Origin of the sequence: Maricaulis sp. MIT060901, from assembly GCF_047123815.1 — a bacterium.
Taxonomy (GTDB): Bacteria; Pseudomonadota; Alphaproteobacteria; order Caulobacterales; family Maricaulaceae; genus Maricaulis.
In genome coordinates this window covers 2372209-2390823 of sequence record NZ_CP138920.1, presented here as the reverse complement: position 1 = coordinate 2390823, position 18615 = coordinate 2372209, and the positions used below count along the sequence as shown (strand labels likewise).

Here is an 18615-nt window from a genome sequence, read left to right as displayed (position 1 = left end):
GATCAGAGCGACTGGGTGAATTTGGCAAAGGCCATCAGGCCTTCCGGCCAGGGCCCATGACCGCTTTCCTCGGTGAAATGTCCGGCCTCGCCGGCATTACCGAACTGGACATCCCAGTCACGAGCCCAGTGCTCGGCCTTTTCAACCTTGCAGGTCTCGTCATTGGAGCTGGCCAGCATCAGGCCGCGAAAACCCAGTGGCTCGCGCGGGACCGGCGCAAAACCGTGGCCGGGGAAGCGCTCTTCCAGCGAGTCACGCTCCCAGTCCGATGCGCCAACCAGGAAGGCACCGGCGACCTTGGAATGATCCAGGTCCGGCGCGGCGTGCACGACCGTCAGCACGCCTACGGAATGCGCTACCAGAATTGCCGGTTTCTCTGCCTCTGCGACCGCTTCGATCACCTTGGCCGTCCAGACCTCCCGGTTTGGATTGTCCCAGTCATCCTGTTCAACCCGGCGCGCGGTGGACATGTTCTGTTGCCAGCGCGACTGCCAGTGGAAGGGCGAGGAATCCCCGAGCCCGGGAATGATGAGGATATCGGCGTCTTTGATTTTCATGGCGTCTATCTACTCCCTCATGCCGCAAAAACAAGAACGCGGCGCCCATGAGGCACCGCGTTCGATCAAAGCTACGATGTCGGTGTGAACTAGCCGACCTCGTTGGGGATCTCGTCGAGTGCCGTTTCCAGTTCGGCAAAGCTGGGCTGCATCTTGGTCGGAACACCGCCCCGGCCGATCTCGACAGAGATCTGGGCGGCATTACCGTGCAGATGCGCGACCAGGACATCCTGGATGATTTTGTAGAACTGGTGTTCCTCATCATACACCGCCTGGAGGTAGGCCGCGAACGGGCCGACAAATCCATAGGCCAGGAAAACGCCGAGGAAGGTACCCACCAGGGCACCACCGATATAGCCACCCAGAACAGCGGGCGGGCTTTCGATCGCGCCCATCGTCTTGATCACGCCGAGAACCGCCGCAACGATACCCAGGGCCGGCAGGCCATCGGCCAGCGTCTGCATGGCGTGGGCCGGATCAGCAGCCTCGTGATGATGCTTCTCCAGCTGTTTCTCCATCGCGTCCTCGACCTGGTGCGGATCTTCCAGGTTCATCGTCATCATGCGCAGCGTGTCGCAGATGAAATCGACGGCGAAATGATCCTTCAGGATGCGCGGATAGCGCGAGAAAATGGCGCTCTCGGACGGGTTCTCGATATGGCTTTCAAGCGCGATCACCCCCTTTGTCTTCATTGTCTTTGTTAGCAGGAACAACAATGACAAAAGGTCTGTATAGTCTTGTGCCTTCCACTTGGCGCCAGCGAAGATCTTGGCGAAATCGCCCAGCGTCTTGGTCACCGTCTTCGGCTTGTTACCGATCAGGAAAGCACCAACCGCGGCACCGCCAATCATCATCATCTCGAAGGGCAGCGCCTTGATGATCACGTCGAAATGGCCGCCCGCGAGTGCAAACCCGCCGAACACCATGACGAACACGACCACAATGCCGATAATCTGGAACATTTACCCGTCCACCTTGTACAGCTCCGGACCTGTTTTTTACGGCCCGATTGAAGCGCACTATGAACGGGTAAGCTTAATGTCCGGTTGAATAAGGGTTAGCGAAGGGTTTACTCGGCCTGAAAATACACCATTCGCACCGAAGGTTGCCACGGCTGGGCGTCCCGGTCCGCGCCTTCGACGCGAACGTCCATATCGAGCGTCCACCATTCCAGCACAAAACGGTTATCGCCACGTTCCGTGATCCGCAGCCGGCTTTTCTGGGCCCGGCCACCCGGACCTCCACGATTAAAGGTGGAGGTATCCAGATTGGACACATCAAAGGCGTTCGTGCCCTCATAGATGTCCACAAACCCCCAGAGATTGTCGACAATACTGGCGCGGTAGACGTTGGAGAAACGGTCCCAGGACCACCAGACATCATAGCGCCAGCGGTCATAGCCCTCCGCCCCGGTGGAGCCGGGTGAAATCGGGAAGCCGGAATTTCTCTCCAGCATAACCGCTCCGTCCAGTCGCGGTTCAAAAATGGAAGAGGCCTCGGCCCACTCGGCCCATCGCCAGCCTTCCGCTGCGTCGGCATCGGCCGCGGGGTAATAAAGCTGGATGGTCCATTGGCCCTCCAGCGCTGCATACACTGAGAGCTCTTCAGGAGCGCCCGGCTCAAAACCGGGTGTATAGTCGAACTGGGCCCGGGCGGGCGTCAGGGCGAGGCCGAAAAATGCAAGACATGCAATTACGTATTTCACGTGCGATCCCCATCTCGTTATGAGTGTGGGTATAACTTCGCCTGGCTAGCGGCCCAACGGGCCTTCATCCCGCCAGCTCGGGCATTCGTCACAAAGAGAGCGTCCAGCCACGTGCCACCCCAGTTTGATCCTTCCAACCCGTCTTCTGATCCTGAACGCAGAGCTGCTTTCCGGCTGTTATTCCTGTGCCTGATGGCGACCGGGATCGGCAACAACATGCTGTTTGCCATCCTGCCCCCCTGGCGAGGGGGCTGGGCGTCGAGGAGTACTGGGTGGGCGCGATCTACACGCTTTCAGCGACGCTGTTCATGATGATGACGCCGATCTGGGGAGCGCTGTCGGACCGTCATGGCCGCAAGCCCTACATCGTTTTCGGTCTCAGCGCCTTTGCCTGTTCCACCCTGATATTCGCGGCCGCGGCGCTGGCCGGGGAAAACGGCTGGATCCCGCCGCTCGGGGCGATTTTCGCGATGGCGCTCGCGCGCACCCTGTTTGGCAGCCTCGGCTCGGCCACCAATCCGGCCTCCCAGGCTTATGTCGCAGACCGCACCTCGCCGGAAGAGCGTACGGAAGCCTTGGCTGGACTGACCGCGGCGTTCGGGTTGGGTGCGGTCATTGGACCAACACTCGCAGCCACCTTTGTGGAATGGGTCGGCGTGGCGACCTTCATGGTCATGATATCGGTGATTGTCGGTGCGGGCGCCGCAGGTATCTGGCTGCGACTTCCGGAACGCACACCGCCCCGGGTCCAGAGCCGGCCGATCAACCCGCTCAGCCAGTTTGCCTTCGGCGCCGACCCGCGCATCCTGCCCTTCGTGATCTATGGCGCGATCATCTGGATCACCCAATCTTTGAGCCTGTCTACCCTCGCCTTTTTCCTGATGGACCGGCTGGTTCTGGATGAAGCACAGGGCTTACAACTCTCCTCGATCGCCCTGGCGGTGGGAGCCGGTGCGCTGATCGTTGCACAGCTGGTGGTCATTCCGGCGCTCAAGGCCAGCCCGCGCACATTGATGACGCAGGGCGCGATCATCACCATTGCCGGCAGTCTCTTCATGCTGGTCGCGCCCAATTATGGCGGCATGGTCTTTGGTTATCTGATGACGAGTTTTGCCTTTGGCCTCGCACGCTCCGGCTTCGTCGGTGGCGCTTCAGTCTCGGTGACGCCCGAAGAACAGGGACAAGCGGCGGGCCTTACCACGGCCACGGCCGGCCTGGGCTTTATCGTCGGGCCGGTGGGCGGCCTCTACCTGTTTACCGAGCTAGGCATGTTCGCGCCTTATATCGTCGCGGCAGCGCTCAGCGTGGTTGCCGCAGCGGTGGCGTGGTTCCACCCCGGAGTGGCCCGAGCGACCGAAGCCGTTCGCATCAAACCCGAGCCAAAGGCGCCACTATAGGTGCAACGGATATAAAACGCCCCGGGCATTTTCGTTTTCTAAAGGCACTTGCTGTATCGAGCACTCATTCGGAGGGATGATGACAGCTCGTGGCCTGACAATTCGGTATGTCCTGGCACTCAGCCTGATCGCGCTGATGGCGGCGAGCGTGCTTGGCATTTCGCTTATCGCTGGACGAGCTGCATCCGAGGATGCCAGCCTGGTCAACATGTCGGGACGACAGCGAATGTTGAGCCAGCGCATCGTCATGCTGACGCTGGAAATGCAGAACGAGGTCGATTTCGCCACACCGGCACAGCGGCTTGAAAACAGCATTCGATTGTTCGCGCGATCGCATGATGATCTGGTACTCGCAGCCAGTATGAGCGACCGCATTCTCGACATCTATCTGGAACCCGGAACGAATCTGGATGCACTGTCCTTGCAATTCGTTGAGCTGGCTGACCGCATCAAAGCTGGCGACGCAACACCAACAAACATGCGTGAACTGGCCGAACGCGCTGAAATCATACTGCCCGTGCTTGACGCGGCCACCAATGCTTTCACGCTCGAAGCAGAGCGCCGCGTCCACTTCATGGATCGGCTGGAACTGACAGCGTTCACCATCACCTTGTTTGTTCTCCTTCTGGAAGGCTGGTTCGTCTTCAGACCCGCGGTCCTGTCCATCTCGAAATCCATGCGGGAACTGGAAACAGCACGTCACGATGCCGAGCGGGCAAGCGCTGCCAAGACCAGCTTCCTGGCCCAGATGAGCCATGAAATCCGGACACCACTCAATGGCGTCATCGGGATGGCCACAGGCCTGGGCACCACAAAACTGGACCAGGAACAGCGCACGATGGTGACCACACTGCAGTCGTCCGGCGAATTGTTGCTGACGGTGGTCAACGACATTCTCGACATTTCCAAGGTCGAAGCGGGACAAGTTGAACTAGAGCAGGCGGATATTTCGCTGGAGCAAATCCTGAACTGGATCGACTCGACCTATCGTCCGGCGAGTGCTGCCAAGGGATTGCGATGGGAAACGCGGCTCGCAGATGATGCCAAGGGCTGGTATCGGGGCGACGCCACACGGATCCGTCAAATCCTCTCCAAACTGGTGTCCAATGCCATCAAGTTCACACCGGATGGTGAGGTCCACGCGGAAATCCGGCGCCTGCCTGCCCCGGCAACAACAGACGCACATATCGAGATATGCGTCAGGGATACCGGCGTCGGCATCCCTGAAGACCGTATCGGAGCCATCTTCAACCAGTTCGAACAGGCTGATGTCTCCACGACACGCAAATTCGGGGGAACCGGGCTCGGCCTGGCGATCAGCATGCGTCTAGCCGAGCTCATGGGCGGGCACATCCGTGTGGAATCAACCCCGGGACAAGGTAGCCGCTTCACGGTCACGCTGGCGCTTGAACCCGGTGAGCCCCCGAAGCCACAAATTGACCTCGACACCCAGCCCTCCGACGCACTGGCTTCGCGATTACGGGCCCTGGTCGTTGACGACATCGCAACCAACAGACTGGTGCTTCAAACCCTGCTCGCCCCTCTGGAAGTCGACGTGACATGCGCGGGCAGCGGACAGGAAGCCCTCGACATTCTCGACCGAGAACATTTTGACATTGTGCTGATGGACATCCAGATGCCCGAAATGAACGGCGTCGAGGCTACCCAGCAATTGCGCCTTCGCGAACAGCGGGACGGAAGTCAGCCGACGCCCGTCATTGCTGTCACTGCGAACGTTCTGCCGGAGCAGGTCGCCGCCTATCAAGCCGCTGGACTGGATGAAAATCTGGCCAAGCCGGTTCGGCGCGAAGACCTGGTGGAGCTGCTGACCCTGATCCGCGTCGAGCACAAGCACCGCGAAAGCGCCTGATCATTCCCCGTCCGACCCCACGACGACTTCATACATCTGGGTGCCCAGATACCCGTCGGGATCATGGCCATTGGCACGCTGGAAAGCCCGCAATGCCCGGCGTGTGTTGGGCCCGGCGATTCCGTCCGGCGTGCCGGGATTGTGACCGAGCTCATTGAGAGCAGCCTGGACCTCACGGGTCTGGCTGCGGGTCAGTGGAACGTCATTCTCGGGCCAGCCGCCCACAAAAGGCTCCCCACCGGCGATACGGTCTGCCAGATGGGCGACGCCCAGCGCATAAGCAGTGGAGTTGTTGTAGCGCTTGATGACGCGGAAATTCCGGAAAGTCAGAAAGCCCGGACCTCCGCGACCCGCTGGCAATTCCAGACGCGCGGACTGCATCAGGTGATCCGCTGCCCATTCTCCGTCACCCGCCGGAGAAAGACCGCGCATCGCCCATTCACTGACCGGACGGCTCTGACTCGGCTCCCAGCTCATCAGGTCGAAATCATCGCCGAGTTGAACTTCCACAACGATCGGCGCACCGCGCTGCCAGCCTTCACTGGAGAGCAGGTTCGCCGCCGATGCGAGGGCGTCGCCATTATTCGTCCAGATATTGCGCTGGCCATCCCCATCCCAGTCATAGGCGCGCTCGAGATAGGTGGTGGGGATGAATTGCATCTGCCCCATGGCCCCAGCCCAGGATCCGGTGAGCTGCTCGCGCGTGGCATAACCTTCATCGATCATCTCGGCGACGGCGATCAGCTGGGCCTCGGCCCAGTTGCGGCGGCGGCCTTCCCAGGCCAGCGTGGCCAGAGACCGGATGGTATCGTTATTGCCGGGAATGGCGCCATAGGAACTCTCAAGCCCCCAGATTGCTACCAGGATCTCCGCCGGAACACCGAAACGTTCCGAGATCGCATCCAGCTCGGCGCGGGTATCGGCATGTGCCTCCCGGCCATTGCTGATCCGCAGATCCGAAGCGGCAATACCCAGATAGGACCAGATCGGACGCACGAATTCCGGCTGGCTGCGGTCACGGTCGATAATGCGGCTGTCGGGCGTCAGACCGTCCAGCATCGATGCAGCCGTGGCCGGCTCAGCGCCGGCCGCCAGCAACCGGTCATGGAACCCGGCACGCCAGGTGTCGAAACTCTCGTCCTGGGCCTGAGCCGTGGACGCGGAAACAATCGCTACTGTTGCAGCAGCCAGAAACTTGAACGCTTTCATCCCTTCCCCAGGAGCAAGGCCGGATCCAGTCCGGCGATTTCGATAATAAGCTTGCGACGCAGCGCGTCCACGAAATCCTCATGCTCATTACTGGGCGAAATAAAGGCACCGGGGCCGGCGATCACATTATTTTCAAAATAGGAGGCCACATCGATGCTCACCGTGGGGCGGAACGGGCTCTGGCGTTCCGTCTGGATGGGCAGGCCGTTGATGGTGATATTGCGAACTTCCGCATCGGCCCGTGCCTGGACCAGGCTTGGACCGGAATTCTGCGGCCCGTCGCCGGACAGGTCGATGACATGGCGCACACCTTCATAGGCATTGGTGTCGACCAGCTCGACCGAGCTGTTGATCGCCGCGCCGATTGCCGTGCGCCGTCCGGAGATGAAGGGCGAAGTCGCCAGTAGTGCGGCAAAGGCGAGCGCGTCTTCCTCGGTCTCGATCACCGTCCAGGGTGCGACAACACGCTGAAAATCCGCATCCGCCCACTCCAGATACACCACGGCGATCCGGCCATAGCCACCGCTCTGGATCGCGGAAATGACTTCCGGATCAGCCAGGGCTGCAACATGGCCATTGCGCTGGCGCCGCGCCTCATACTCGTCAATCGAGGAGGATACATCGACAGCCAGAACCAGTTCCAGATCGACCATCTCCCGGCCGTCCTCGGTGAACTCGACCGGACGCGGTTCATAACCCGGGTCCTGAGAAAACAGCAGGAGGGTTGCGGCCAGGAAGCTGGTGATGATCACGGCGCGCGCCCCAGTTCGACAGGAGCCGGCGCGGCGCCGGCGATTTCCAGTACCAGCTTGCGCAGGATCGCCTCGGCGAACTCATCTTCCGTACGGGCCGGCAGCACAAAGGCGCCCGGACCGGTGATCACGTTGTCTTCGAAATAGGCATCGAGATTGACCTCGACCGGGCGCACCCAGCGACCGTCACGCTCGGAGATAACCGGCAGTCCGTTGACCACGACATGCCCTTCTTCCGCAAGCGCGTGGGCCGCCTCCAGCGACATACCCTGGTTCTGGGGACCGTCACCGGAAATGTCGATAATGCGCCGCGGTGCGTCGTAATCATTGTCCCGAATACGGGCGACACCATCTGCAATTGCCGCACCGATCGCGGTGTAATGCCCCCGCTCCAATGGCGCGGCGGCCACTTGCGAGGCGAAGGCCAGGGCATCGGCTTCACTGGAAATCACCATCCAATCCGCTGCTGCGCGCTGGAAACCACTGTCCGCCCACTCGACATAGGTCACGGCGATGCGGCCATAGGGCCCGCCCTGGATCATGTTGATCACGTCTTCCGAAGCGAGCGCAGCAACATAGCCCTCGCGCTGACGGCGTGCCTCTTCCTCGTCGACGGAGTAGGAAATATCCACGGCGAGCACGAGTTCAACATCGACCTCGGTACGCGCCTCCTGAGCCGCAAACGCCCCCCCGGACCCTGCAAGCAAAACGGCCGCTGTCGCGACCGCGAAATTTTTGACCGAACACATCATGTGGCGAAAATTAGGCACATGCCCGCTCCGGGGCAACTGACCATGTTGTAAGCTAACATTTCCGCCAAGATTCCAACAAAAGTGTAACCCCCAAGAGAGGTAGCGGTTGGGTTTGCCCTGCTAGTAAAATCGGGCGGTCTTACCCCGCTTTGAGATTTGGGTGATCAACGCCCGGTCCAGATTGTGCCCGTCCTTTGCCCGGACGGGCACATTTCGTTTCTGCAACGCCAGCGTGGTAAATGAGCCACTCCGCCAGATTCCTTGACGCTTGAGACTCGCTTCCGCGTTAACCCTTCGCTAACCTGACCTCAAATTGCCCTCGAAGAAGGGTGCGTGTCTTGTGTGTAAGGGGTACCCGATGGTGGGTTTGGTAACAGGCATTGGCCTGGTTGGCTGGGGCGGCATCGCCTCGATCGGCGGTCTTGTGGCTGGCGCTCTGGCGCTGCAGCAACGCATGCGTGATGGCCGCGCAAAGGATGGCCAGCAGGACGGCGTCGTGCGCAATGATGCCGGCATACCTCCCGGTGGCCCCGCGGCGGACATCTCGCCCTACGAGGCCTACAAGCTGGGGGTCGAACGCAAGGTCGCGGAGTTTTCCACTGCCCGCCAGAGCACCGTGATCAAGATTGTTCACCACGATCCGGACGAATACGTTGACCACGACACGGCCGTCGAGGTCATCGACACGCTGCGCAAGGCGGGACCTGACGCCAAGATTGATGTGGTTCTGCATACGCCGGGCGGCATCAGCTCCGCGACCCAGCAGATCCTGCACGCCCTGCTAAACCACAAGGGCCCGAAAACAGCCTATGTTCCCTATCGCGCCAAGTCGGCCGGAACCATGATTGCTCTGGCCTGTGACGAGATCGTGATGGGGCCGAGCGCCGTGCTGGGACCGATTGATCCGCAATACAGCTGGCTGCCGGCGCACTATCTCGCTGAACTGCCGAGCGACAAGTCGGCCGATCGCATCTCAGACGAGATGCTGGTTCTGTCCAAGATGGCCAAACAGGCGATGAAGGAAGCGCGGCGTTTTGCCTGCGAGTACGTCAATGACGCCCACAAGCAGGACGGTACCTGCTCGCTGACCGACGATCTGATCGGAGGTGGCCGCAATCACGACTATCCGATCCTGCCGGACGAGGCGAAGGGCTTCGGCCTCAAGGTGCGCACCAACATGCCGGACGCCTGTTACGGCATCTGCCAACCGCCACCCAAGGACGAACCCTTCCTGATTGTGTCGATGTTCAACGCCGAAGACGGCGAGAAAATCGACCCGGCCAAGGCCCCGCAGCTGCCGCGCGACCGCAACGGCTTCCGACTTGGACGCGACGTGTTTCGCTAGGCGGTTTACGACGCTCATTCGATGGCGCGGATGAAATCTAAGCCGGCGCCGGCTGCAGCCAGCGCATACCGGTCAACGTCTCGCTTTCGCGCGACAATCGGGCGGCTGCGTTTTCGTCCAGTGCCTGATCTGCCACCAGGGCATCGCTGACACGGCCGCGGGCCTCGCTCATGCTCTGCGGGCCGTAATAGGCACCGCGTTTGGCTTCTTCTCCAGCCGCGGCCAGAACGGTCGGTATGGCACCCTGGGCGGCGTCCTGGGCCAGCAGTGGGTTGAGGATCTTGTAGAGCGGGCGCCAGAAACTGCGCGGCCCGGTCGATTGCAGATTGGTATTGGAATAGCCGGGGTGACAGGCATAGGCGGTCACCTTGCTGTCCGAAGCCGCCAGGGTACGATCCAGCTCGAAGGCGTACACCAGATTGGCCAGCTTGCTCTGGGTATAGGCCTTGGTCGGCGTGTATCCGTCGCGATGCATGAGGTCATCGAAATTCAGCTGACCGTATTTGTGGGCGATGGAGCTGACGACAACAATCCGCCCAGAACGCGCCTCCAGCATATCGACCATCAGGGCATTGAGCAGGAAATGGCCAAGATGATTGGTGCCGAACTGCAGCTCGAACCCCTCGGCAGTCTCCGATTGCGGCGTCTGCATGATCCCCGCATTGTTGATAATGCTGTCCAGCTCGGGAAACCGAGTCCGCATGTCCTCTGCACAGGCACGGACCGAGTCGAGACTGGCCAGATCCAGCTCAGCGGTTTCAACAAAGCCCGTGCCCAGAGGACGGACGATCTCGGCGGCTTGCTCTGCCTTGTCCGGATTGCGCGCTGCAAAGATGATATCGGCGTTTTTCTCAGCCAGCATCTTGGCGGTCTCGAGCCCCAGACCCGAATTGCCACCCGTGATGAAATGGATTTTCCCGGTCAGGTCTGGAAGCCGCTCGGGTCGCCAGTCACGAACTCCAAGATCGGAAATATGTTTAGCCATGGAAGGCTCCTCAAATCGGGGCGGTTTGCGTTTGCCGCAAATCGCGTTGAATCTGTGCCGGACTCCGCAAAAGCGTTTCGGAGGGACGCAGCTGAAGCAGCGCCCGAAGAGACAAGGTTTACAAAATAGATCTATTTTGTCAATATTGAACCATGTTTGATAACGAACAACTCATCCCAGCCTTCCAGACATTCCTGCGCTACGGCTTCAAGAAAACCTCCATGGAGGATCTCGCCCGGGCCATGGGCGTGTCACGCCAGGCGCTCTACAAGAAGTATGGCTCGAAGGAAGCGATTCTCGAACGCGTGACCAAGTCACTGGTGGAGGCATCCACGCACGCCGCCCTCGCGGCCCTGACAGCCGATGGCATGACGCTGGGCGAGCGGCTTTATCAGGCGCTTGACCAGTGGGTAGGACAGCATGTCGAGCCGATGCGATCATCGCCGCATTCCGGCGAGGTCCTTGCGATGACAGACCACTCTGCTGACAGCCCGATCAAGACGCTGGAAGCCAGTCTGCGCAAGGCCTTCGAGCTGCGCCTCGAAGCTGAAAAGCCGGAGCTGGCTGCCGCCGATGTGACCTACGCACTCTTTGCGGCGTCCTACGGTCTTCTCTACAAGGCGCAGGACCATGCCGAGTATGAAAGCGGGATGCGGCGTGTGTTGACCGCGTTCGGCCTGGATCAAGCGCATCTGGCCCATTGACACCACACCGGCAGGCCTGTATCCACCTCGCTCCTTATTAACTTGAAGTGAAGTCCAAGGCCGAACGATGAAAGTCCGCAGCTCGATCAAGTCGCTGAAAAACCGTCACCGCGATTGCCAGGTCGTGAAGCGCCGCGGCCGTGTCTATGTAATCAACAAGACCGATCCGCGCTTCAAGGCTCGCGCAGGCTAGTCCAGCGATTATCGAATTCCGCCTCGCGGCGGTTGACGAACACAAACCCGTGCACTTCAAGTGCGCGGGATTGTTGTTTCTGGAGCAGGCGATGACCGTCAAAGCCGTATTGTGGGACCTGGGCAATGTGCTGATCGACTGGCAACCCGCCCAGCTTTACCGGCAGCATTTCGACGATGAGGCCGAGCTCCGGCACTTCCTCGACAATGTCTGCAATATGGAGTGGCACGTGCACCATGATCGCGGCGTGCCCATGGCCGAGAATCGCATCGGCCTGATCGAGCAATATCCCCACTACGAAGAACAGATCCGCCTCTGGGAAACCGGCCTTGCTGACATGGTCACCGGCACCCTGCCCGGCACGCCGGAAGCCATCGAAGCGCTTCATGCCCGTGACGTCCCGCAATATGCGCTGACCAATATGCCGGCGGAATGGATCGACTGGGTGGTGGAGAGCTTCCCCTCCATGTCCCGCATGCGAGACGTTGTCGTCTCTGCCCACGAAGGCGTGGTGAAACCGGACCCGAGGATCTACACCGTCACGGCAGAGCGCCTGCCGCATGAACCCGGCGAAGTTCTGTTCTTTGATGATCGGATGAAAAACGTCGAGGCGGCACGCGCGCACGGCTTCCTGGCCGAACAGTTCATCGATGGCGACAAGCTGCACAACGACCTCCGCACCCACGGCCTGCTCTGACCCGTGCAAATTGACGTGGACGTCAAGGTAAGTTTCCGGTTCACTTTCTCTGATTTTGCCCCATTATCCCCTTCATACAGGCTGACCGGTGGACCCAACCCCTGCAGCCCGGCACAAACAGTGCTGTCGATAAGGAGGAGACGATGGATCTCAACTTCACCCCGGAAGAAGAGGCTTTCCGCGCGGAAGTCCGGCAATTCCTGAAGGATAACCTGCCGGAAGAGCTGACCACCAAGGTGCGTAACGGGCTCGAGTTCACCAAGGAAGATATCGAGCAGTGGCACGCCATCCTGCAGAGCCGCAACTGGCTGGCAGCGACCTGGCCGGTTGAACACGGTGGCCCGGGATGGAATGCCACTCAGCGGCACATCTTTGATGAGGAACGCTCGCTCGCCAATGCCCCCACAGTCGTGCCCTTTGGTGTCGGCATGCTGGGCCCTGTCCTGCTGAAATTCGGTACGGAAGAGCAAAAGGCCACGATCCTGCCGCGTATTCTGGATGGCACGGACTGGTGGTGTCAGGGCTATTCCGAGCCGGGTGCCGGTTCGGACCTCGCCAGCCTGAAGACCCGCGCCATCCGTGACGGTGATGACTACATCATCAATGGCCAGAAAACCTGGACCACGTTGGGCCAACACGCGGACAAGATCTTCTGCCTGGTGCGCACCTCGACCGAGGGCAAGCCGCAGGAAGGCATTTCCTTTATCCTCGTCGACATCGATACGCCCGGCATTGAAATGCGCCCGATCCGCCTGCTCGAGGGTGGTTACGAGGTCAATGAGGTCTTCTTCACCGACGTACGCGTGCCCGCCTCAAACATGGTGGGTGAGGAAAACCAGGGCTGGACGATCGCCAAATACCTGCTCACCCATGAGCGCACGGGCATCGCCGGCGTCGGCTATTCCACCCAGGCGCTGATCGAGCTGAGAGCCCTGGCCAAAAAGCTCAAGCGTCGCGGCAAACCGCTGGCCGAGGATCCCATCTTCATGTCCCGCGTTGCCGAGATCGAAATCGATCTGGAAGCCATGCGCATCACCAATCTGCGTATGCTGTCCGGTGGTGGTGCCATGGGCACGGTGTCATCAATGTTGAAGGTTAAGGGCACGGTGATCCGACAGGCCATCAATGACCTGGCTCGACGCGCGCTGGGCCCGGCTGCCTGCCCCTTCCCGTCCGAGGAAGTACTGGGCAATCTGGCCGTCGCCCCGCCGGAAGCGGCGAACAATGCGGCAAGCTATTTCAACAACCGCAAGCTTTCCATCTTCGGTGGGTCCAACGAGATCCAGCGCAATATCATCACCAAAGAACTGTTCATGGGTTAGGGCAATGGATTTCAATCACACCGAAGACCGGCGCATGATCTCCGATAGCCTGCGCCGCTATCTCGCTGAACAATACGACAACGAATTCCGCAACAAGATTGCTTATGAGGCGCCCTATCACGATGCGTCCAAATGGGCCGAGCTGGCGGAACTGGGCATTCTCGGCGCACTCGTTTCCGAAGCCGATGGCGGGTTCGGCGGCGACGGCTTCGACATCGCCGTTGTGTTCGAGGAACTGGGCCGCGGCCTGTGCGCGGAGCCCATGCTGGCCAATCTGATGGCCCTGCGCCTCTATGCAGCCTTTGGACAGTCGGAGCGGGTTGATGCCATCATTGGCGGCAGTGAACGCGCTGCGCTGGCCGTCTGGGAAACCGATGCCTTCTCGACGCTGGACGACATCGCGATGACGGGCGGTGACAAGCTGTCCGGCCGCAAGACGGTGGTCTATGGCGGTAACAGCGCCGATCACCTGCTTGTGGTCGCGAGGACCGCCGCAGGCAAGTTCGGTCTCTATGAGGTCGCAGCAGCGGACGCGGAGATCCTCTCCTACGCTATGATCGATGGCGGCGGCGCGGCCGAGATCGTGCTCGACAATACGTCGGCAAAGCTGATCTCCGACGACGCTGCGGACGCAATCAACGCGGCACTCGACGCAGGTCGCCTGGCCCTGTGCGCCGAGGCCGTCGGCATCATGGATGTGCTGCGCGACACGGTGAAGGACTACCTGATGCAGCGCCAGCAATTCGGACGCCCGATTGCCATGTTCCAGGCTCTGCAACACCGGTTGGTCGATTTCTCGATCGAGATCGAACAGGCCCGCTCCATCGTCATCCTGGCCAGCGCCCGGCTCGACGCCGAAGACCGCGCGCTGCACATCGCCCGCGCCAAGAACCTCATCGGACGCGCCGGCAAACTGGTCGCGGAAGAGGCCATCCAGATGCATGGCGGTATCGGCATGACCTGGGAATACGCTGCCTCACACTACGCCAAGCGTCTGACGATGCTGGACGCCCAGCTGGGCGACGCAGAAGACCAGTTGCGTGCGGTTATGGAGCTGGAAAGCGCCTAGGCAGCCGCGGGCCGGCGGAGGCTACTCCGCCGCCGTCTCGCTCTCAGTCACGATGGGACCGTGTGCCGGGACCAGGCCTTCATGATGACGCGCGCCCTTTTCTTCCAGCACGGGCTGGAGGCGATTGTACAGGCGCTGATAGTTGTAGAAGGGCACGGACGGCCAGAGATGATGCATCAGGTGCCAGTTCTGCCAGAGGAATAGATAGTTCCAGCTGGTGAAGCCGATATTGCGGGTCGCTGAATAGCGGCCCGTTTCGCTGAACGGGTGATGTGGCAACCACTGGAACATGATGATCAGCATGTTCATGGCGATGAAGACCATGCCATAGACCAACCCGACAAAAACCCAGCCAAAGCCGCCAACTGCCAGCCACCAGACTGCGATACACATCAGCCAGTTGGCGATGTGGTGCTGGGTCTTCTCAGAACGCGTCATGATCTGGTCTGCATTGACATAACCGCGCGCCAGCGAACGGTCCCGGAAGACCAGCTTCAGGATCAGGATCGGTATTGGCTGAAGCAGGGTAGAGATCAGATTGCGCAGCAACAGGCGTGGGAAACTGAGCTTTACATAAAGGTCGGGATCGCGCTCGGTATTCACAAAGGAATGGTGATGTTTATGCGTGCGCTCCAGCAGGGGCCAGGTTGAAAACAGCATCAGCGAGCCGTACCAGCCGATCAGAGTATGCACCCAGGCAAACCGCCGGTCGCGGACGATATTCCCGTGCACACATTCATGCACCAGCGTGTAGTGAGCATAACTTGTGAATCCGAGCGGCAGGATCAGCCAACCCAGCACGACGGCGCCGGACAGGACCAACCAGATCATGCTCCAGTGCACTGTGACCAGCACAGCCAGGAACCCGAGCGTTGGCCAGGCGACCTCAGGCGTCAACGCCCTAGCCTCGTGTTTTTCATTGATGATGCGACCTGTCATGGCATTATATAAACACCGTTCATTTAATGGCGCAACACCACCCGTGGCATTGGCTGTGTTCGTAAAACCGGGTCTGGCGTGTCGCTTTCAATGTCGGGCGGTTCAAATCGCCAAACGCGCCGCCCCCTTAAATCTCTTCAATCTTCTGGGAGGATGACTGGACGTCAGGGCTTGCTCGGCTATCCTCACTCGCATGATTCCGCTTTTAGCCAGCCTGGCCCTGCTCTGGCAGGATGTCGACACGGTTCAGATCGAGCCCAGTGTGCCCTTCCAGACGGCGGATGAACGCCTCGGAGAACGCCTGGACGCGCTGGCATCAGCGGATGAACGCGCCGCCGCGCCACTCATCGACGAAATCCATGCGCTGTGGGCGCATTCCGGTTCCGACACCATCCAGCTGTTGATGGACCGTGGTTTTGCGGCTGAGGTCGCCGGAAATGATGACATCGCCGCGCGCATGTATGACCACGTCAATCGCCTGGCTCCGGACTATGCCGAAGGCTGGCTCGCCTCCGGCCGTGTGGCGATCGCCTTCGAGGACTGGGCCTTTGCGCTGGAAACGGTCAACACCGCGCTGACCATCGAGCCACGCCGGTATGACGCCTATTTCTCCATCGGCCAGGTCCTTGAACAGGCCGAGGAATGGGATGCCGCGCTGGAAGCTTATGAGGAAACTCTCGCCATCTTCCCGGCCTTCACCCCGGCTGTAGAAGCCCGCGACCGCCTGGCGGCGGCGCTGTCCGGACGGGCACTCTAGACCGTGCTGGGTGCAGTCCTGGCAGGCGGATTTTTGCTGGCCCTGATCGCCGGCTTAATCATCGCCAATTCCATCCAGACCAGAATTGAGGCCGACCATCCGCCCGCCGGCGAATTTGTCGAGGTCGACGGCACACGTCTGCATATGCGCCAGACCGGAGCGAGCGACAGGGAGCCGATCCTGGTCCTGCATGGCGCTGCGTCGAACATGGAGGAACCCTTCCTCGCCCTCGCGGACACGCTGAAGGACGAGCATGTCCTGTGGCTGGACCGTCCGGGGCTGGGCTGGAGTGATCGTCCCGATGCTGAATGGTCTCCGCGCGCGGAAGCTGCCCTGATCACCCGCCTGCTGGACACACTGGAAATCGACCGGGCGCTGGTCATCGGCCATTCCTGGGGTGGAGCAATCTCGATGCGCCTCGCGCTGGACCATCCCGAACGGATCAGCGGCCTGGTGCTCATCGCCCCGGCTCTGGGTGCGTGGATCGGTGACGCGGCCTGGTTCAACAAGGCGAGTTTCTGGCCCGTCATCGGACCGCTTTTCACCCGCCTGCTCGTTCCCCTAACCGGCAAGCCGCAATTGCGCTCGGGCGCCGTGAACGCCTTCCATCCCGAACCGGTTCCGGAGGGCTATGCCGAGACAACGAGTCTTGCCCTCCTCCTGCGCAAGCCGAACTGGCTCGCCAATGCCCGCGACATGGCGGATGTGAACCGGCATCTGGAACAGCAGGAGCCGCACTATCACAAGGTCGAACACCGCACGATTTTCCTCGCGGGCAAAGGCGATACGGTCCTGTGGAGCCATCGCCATTCCGGCCTGACGGCCAGCCGGATGAAGAATGCCGAGCTGCGCTGGATCAAGGGCGCGGGTCATAATCTGCACCATCATCAACAAGATGCCGTGGCCGCCGCCATTGCCGATGTGCGGGCGGGCTGACAGGCCTGCTGATTCTTGTGCCGCGACGGCTTGAGAACGGCCGCGCCAGCGCCTAGTTTCGCGAACCCATTCCTAACGAGGTTCCGACATGGCTTTCACCGATTCCGTACCCGAAACCGGCTCCATCGACCAGTCTGACAGCATTGGCGGCGCAGCTCGCGAGCAGATCAAGGCTTTCGTGGCGCGTATCGAACGTCTGGAAGAAGACAAGGCCAATGTCATGGCCGACATGAAGGAAGTCTATGCGGAAGCCAAATCCATGGGGTTCGACACCAAGATCCTGCGCAAGGTGATCACCCTGCGCAAGGTTGATGCCCGCGAGCGCCAGGAAACCGAAGCCCTGCTGGAACTCTATCTCGGCGCTGTGGAGAGCTAGACGCTCTGACGCGAAAGTGAGTTCAGCCGCGGCTCCTTGACCTCTAGTTTGCCCACCGGGGCTAACGGGATAGGAGATAATCATGCGACAGCTACTGGCTGCACTCACACTCATGGTCGCGACCACTTCGGTGGCCTTCGCGCAGGATGACGCCGATATCGAAGGCGTGCGCGCCGCGGTCATGGCCTATTTCAATGCCGGCAATACTGGCAGTTCCGACCTGGCTCGCGAGGCTTTCCATACGGAAACCGGCAAGATGTTCATCTATCGCAATGATGACGAAGGCGAGCGGGTCGACACGATGAATCTGGGCGATTTCGCTGCCCGCTTCGGTCGAGCCATGCCAGAGCGGACGGTCACTTTCCACGACATCAATGTCGCCGAGGGCTCAGTCGCCTACGCGCACATCACCATCGACTGGGCAGATGGTCGTTTCGTCGACGACATGTTCCTGCTTTACAAGATCGATGGCCAGTGGAAGATCATCGCCAAGGCTTTTGCTTGGCACTAGAGGCGGTATGCCCCGCGAGATCGACGACAAGAAGACCCGCAAGGCGCTCCGGCGCCTGGCCCGCGCCAAGCGCGCGGCCGCGGAGTCCGATGCCGACGATACGCAATTATCCGAGTGGGAAGACGAGTTTCTCGGATCGCTGGAAGAGCGCCTCGAGAAATTCGGCTCCGCCTTCAATGATCCGGACAAGGGCAATCTCGACGATGCGCTGTCCGGCCGCCAGTCGGTAAAACTCCGCGAAATCGAGAAGAAGGCCAAGGGCAAGGGCCGCAAACCCATGTCCCGCGGCAATGGTTTCAAGCGCAAGACGCCGACGCATTCCTCACGCGATCGCGATATCAATGAGGATGCGCCTGTAGAGGACCTGCCTGCTTCGGACGCCCACGTCAAAAATTCTCCACCACCCGCGACCGGCTTCAAGCCCGTCATAATCGAAGGCGGGAAGTTGAAGGACTGACGCAAAAACACGTGTACGCGCAGACAATACTACTCTTAGCTGCCATCAGGTATGCGACATGACTCAGGTTTCAATTTCTATT

General features: G+C 60.5%; 21 protein-coding genes. 13 read left to right on the top strand and 8 right to left on the bottom strand.

Translation table 11 applies throughout. The annotated features are described in order from the left end of the window. Positions 1-2: 2 nt before the first annotated feature. The 3 genes from SIC17_RS11760 to SIC17_RS11750 all read right to left on the bottom strand — a co-directional run bounded on the left by SIC17_RS11760 (position 3) and on the right by SIC17_RS11750 (position 2262). Positions 3-557: an RBBP9/YdeN family alpha/beta hydrolase gene (locus tag SIC17_RS11760; RefSeq protein ID WP_412545474.1), complete on the bottom strand. Its 555-nt coding sequence runs from the start codon at positions 555-557 to the stop codon at positions 3-5. An 89-nt stretch (positions 558-646) separates the two neighbouring features. Beyond that, a complete protein-coding gene (gene motA / locus SIC17_RS11755; RefSeq protein ID WP_291892046.1) occupies positions 647-1519 on the bottom strand; it encodes a flagellar motor stator protein MotA in 873 nt (290 codons plus the stop codon). A 107-nt stretch (positions 1520-1626) separates the two neighbouring features. After that, positions 1627-2262, bottom strand: a complete 636-nt coding sequence (locus SIC17_RS11750) for a hypothetical protein (RefSeq protein WP_412545473.1) — start codon at positions 2260-2262, stop codon at positions 1627-1629. A 272-nt stretch (positions 2263-2534) separates the two neighbouring features. On the opposite strand from SIC17_RS11750, the gene SIC17_RS11745 reads away from it, so the two are divergent. Together SIC17_RS11745 and SIC17_RS11740 are read left to right on the top strand one after the other, a co-directional pair. Further along, positions 2535-3659 carry an MFS transporter gene (locus tag SIC17_RS11745; protein WP_412545472.1) on the top strand — a complete coding sequence of 375 codons (1125 nt, stop codon included), beginning with the start codon at positions 2535-2537 and terminating at the stop codon, positions 3657-3659. A gap of 79 nt (positions 3660-3738) precedes the next feature. Further along, complete coding sequence (locus SIC17_RS11740; RefSeq protein ID WP_412545471.1) at positions 3739-5529, top strand: ATP-binding protein; 1791 nt, start codon at positions 3739-3741, stop codon at positions 5527-5529. Here the strand turns inward: SIC17_RS11740 and SIC17_RS11735 are convergent, their stop codons facing one another. From SIC17_RS11735 to SIC17_RS11725, 3 genes are read right to left on the bottom strand one after another with little or no spacing between them, the layout of a single operon-like run. Beyond that, on the bottom strand, positions 5530-6738 hold the full coding sequence (locus SIC17_RS11735) for a lytic murein transglycosylase (protein WP_412545470.1): 1209 nt from the start codon (positions 6736-6738) through the stop codon (positions 5530-5532). It lies immediately after the preceding gene. Further along, a complete protein-coding gene (locus tag SIC17_RS11730) occupies positions 6735-7490 on the bottom strand; it encodes a DUF1194 domain-containing protein (protein WP_291892031.1) in 756 nt (251 codons plus the stop codon). The genes SIC17_RS11735 and SIC17_RS11730 overlap by 4 nt, the downstream gene beginning before the upstream one ends. Next, a complete protein-coding gene (locus SIC17_RS11725; protein WP_412545469.1) occupies positions 7487-8260 on the bottom strand; it encodes a DUF1194 domain-containing protein in 774 nt (257 codons plus the stop codon). The genes SIC17_RS11730 and SIC17_RS11725 overlap by 4 nt, the downstream gene beginning before the upstream one ends. 340 nt (positions 8261-8600) lie before the next feature. Here SIC17_RS11725 and SIC17_RS11720 point away from each other — a divergent pair, with 340 nt between their 5' ends. After that, positions 8601-9587 carry an SDH family Clp fold serine proteinase gene (locus SIC17_RS11720; RefSeq protein ID WP_412545468.1) on the top strand — a complete coding sequence of 329 codons (987 nt, stop codon included), beginning with the start codon at positions 8601-8603 and terminating at the stop codon, positions 9585-9587. A 37-nt stretch (positions 9588-9624) separates the two neighbouring features. Here the strand turns inward: SIC17_RS11720 and SIC17_RS11715 are convergent, their stop codons facing one another. Beyond that, a complete protein-coding gene (locus SIC17_RS11715) occupies positions 9625-10572 on the bottom strand; it encodes an oxidoreductase (protein WP_412545467.1) in 948 nt (315 codons plus the stop codon). A gap of 152 nt (positions 10573-10724) precedes the next feature. Here SIC17_RS11715 and SIC17_RS11710 point away from each other — a divergent pair, with 152 nt between their 5' ends. The 5 genes from SIC17_RS11710 (at position 10725) to SIC17_RS11690 (ending at position 14557) form a co-directional block, all read left to right on the top strand. Continuing rightward, positions 10725-11276 (top strand): TetR/AcrR family transcriptional regulator, encoded by a 552-nt coding sequence (locus SIC17_RS11710; protein WP_291892021.1) that lies wholly within the window; start codon positions 10725-10727, stop codon positions 11274-11276. A 67-nt stretch (positions 11277-11343) separates the two neighbouring features. Next, positions 11344-11469, top strand: a complete 126-nt coding sequence (ykgO, locus tag SIC17_RS11705) for a type B 50S ribosomal protein L36 (protein WP_011644457.1) — start codon at positions 11344-11346, stop codon at positions 11467-11469. A gap of 91 nt (positions 11470-11560) precedes the next feature. After that, positions 11561-12166: an HAD family hydrolase gene (locus tag SIC17_RS11700; RefSeq protein ID WP_291892019.1), complete on the top strand. Its 606-nt coding sequence runs from the start codon at positions 11561-11563 to the stop codon at positions 12164-12166. 143 nt (positions 12167-12309) lie between these two features. Then, positions 12310-13488, top strand: coding sequence for an acyl-CoA dehydrogenase family protein (locus SIC17_RS11695; RefSeq protein ID WP_412545466.1), 1179 nt, complete (start codon positions 12310-12312; stop codon positions 13486-13488). 4 nt (positions 13489-13492) lie between these two features. Further along, positions 13493-14557 carry an acyl-CoA dehydrogenase family protein gene (locus tag SIC17_RS11690; RefSeq protein ID WP_291892015.1) on the top strand — a complete coding sequence of 355 codons (1065 nt, stop codon included), beginning with the start codon at positions 13493-13495 and terminating at the stop codon, positions 14555-14557. Between the two features lie 21 nt (positions 14558-14578). Here the strand turns inward: SIC17_RS11690 and SIC17_RS11685 are convergent, their stop codons facing one another. Beyond that, positions 14579-15496 (bottom strand): fatty acid desaturase family protein, encoded by a 918-nt coding sequence (locus tag SIC17_RS11685; RefSeq protein ID WP_291892013.1) that lies wholly within the window; start codon positions 15494-15496, stop codon positions 14579-14581. 193 nt (positions 15497-15689) lie between these two features. Here SIC17_RS11685 and SIC17_RS11680 point away from each other — a divergent pair, with 193 nt between their 5' ends. The 5 genes from SIC17_RS11680 to SIC17_RS11660 all read left to right on the top strand — a co-directional run bounded on the left by SIC17_RS11680 (position 15690) and on the right by SIC17_RS11660 (position 18533). Beyond that, on the top strand, positions 15690-16253 hold the full coding sequence (locus SIC17_RS11680) for a hypothetical protein (protein ID WP_291892010.1): 564 nt from the start codon (positions 15690-15692) through the stop codon (positions 16251-16253). A 3-nt stretch (positions 16254-16256) separates the two neighbouring features. Next, on the top strand, positions 16257-17189 hold the full coding sequence (locus SIC17_RS11675) for an alpha/beta fold hydrolase (protein ID WP_412545465.1): 933 nt from the start codon (positions 16257-16259) through the stop codon (positions 17187-17189). Positions 17190-17277: 88 nt separating this feature from the next. After that, the gene (locus SIC17_RS11670) at positions 17278-17565 is read left to right on the top strand and encodes a DUF2312 domain-containing protein (RefSeq protein ID WP_412545464.1); all 288 of its coding nucleotides are present in this window, start codon (positions 17278-17280) and stop codon (positions 17563-17565) included. A gap of 82 nt (positions 17566-17647) precedes the next feature. Then, a complete protein-coding gene (locus tag SIC17_RS11665) occupies positions 17648-18076 on the top strand; it encodes a nuclear transport factor 2 family protein (RefSeq protein ID WP_291892003.1) in 429 nt (142 codons plus the stop codon). Positions 18077-18083: 7 nt separating this feature from the next. Further along, positions 18084-18533, top strand: a complete 450-nt coding sequence (locus SIC17_RS11660; protein ID WP_291892000.1) for a hypothetical protein — start codon at positions 18084-18086, stop codon at positions 18531-18533. Positions 18534-18615 lie beyond the last annotated feature (82 nt).

Bases quoted from the DNA above. Each gene is read 5' to 3' on its own strand.
- SIC17_RS11680 (WP_291892010.1), top strand. From the start codon at position 15,690: ATGATTCCGCTTTTAGCCAGCCTGGCCCTGCTCTGGCAGGATGTCGAC.
- SIC17_RS11720 (WP_412545468.1), top strand. From the start codon at position 8,601: ATGGTGGGTTTGGTAACAGGCATTGGCCTGGTTGGCTGGGGCGGCATC.
- SIC17_RS11760 (WP_412545474.1), bottom strand. From the start codon at position 557: ATGAAAATCAAAGACGCCGATATCCTCATCATTCCCGGGCTCGGGGAT.
- SIC17_RS11685 (WP_291892013.1), bottom strand. From the start codon at position 15,496: ATGACAGGTCGCATCATCAATGAAAAACACGAGGCTAGGGCGTTGACG.
- SIC17_RS11660 (WP_291892000.1), top strand. From the start codon at position 18,084: ATGCCCCGCGAGATCGACGACAAGAAGACCCGCAAGGCGCTCCGGCGC.
- SIC17_RS11670 (WP_412545464.1), top strand. From the start codon at position 17,278: ATGGCTTTCACCGATTCCGTACCCGAAACCGGCTCCATCGACCAGTCT.
- SIC17_RS11710 (WP_291892021.1), top strand. From the start codon at position 10,725: ATGTTTGATAACGAACAACTCATCCCAGCCTTCCAGACATTCCTGCGC.
- SIC17_RS11715 (WP_412545467.1), bottom strand. From the start codon at position 10,572: ATGGCTAAACATATTTCCGATCTTGGAGTTCGTGACTGGCGACCCGAG.
- SIC17_RS11695 (WP_412545466.1), top strand. From the start codon at position 12,310: ATGGATCTCAACTTCACCCCGGAAGAAGAGGCTTTCCGCGCGGAAGTC.
- motA (WP_291892046.1), bottom strand. From the start codon at position 1,519: ATGTTCCAGATTATCGGCATTGTGGTCGTGTTCGTCATGGTGTTCGGC.
- SIC17_RS11735 (WP_412545470.1), bottom strand. From the start codon at position 6,738: ATGAAAGCGTTCAAGTTTCTGGCTGCTGCAACAGTAGCGATTGTTTCC.
- SIC17_RS11665 (WP_291892003.1), top strand. From the start codon at position 17,648: ATGCGACAGCTACTGGCTGCACTCACACTCATGGTCGCGACCACTTCG.
- SIC17_RS11740 (WP_412545471.1), top strand. From the start codon at position 3,739: ATGACAGCTCGTGGCCTGACAATTCGGTATGTCCTGGCACTCAGCCTG.
- SIC17_RS11700 (WP_291892019.1), top strand. From the start codon at position 11,561: ATGACCGTCAAAGCCGTATTGTGGGACCTGGGCAATGTGCTGATCGAC.
- ykgO (WP_011644457.1), top strand. From the start codon at position 11,344: ATGAAAGTCCGCAGCTCGATCAAGTCGCTGAAAAACCGTCACCGCGAT.
- SIC17_RS11690 (WP_291892015.1), top strand. From the start codon at position 13,493: ATGGATTTCAATCACACCGAAGACCGGCGCATGATCTCCGATAGCCTG.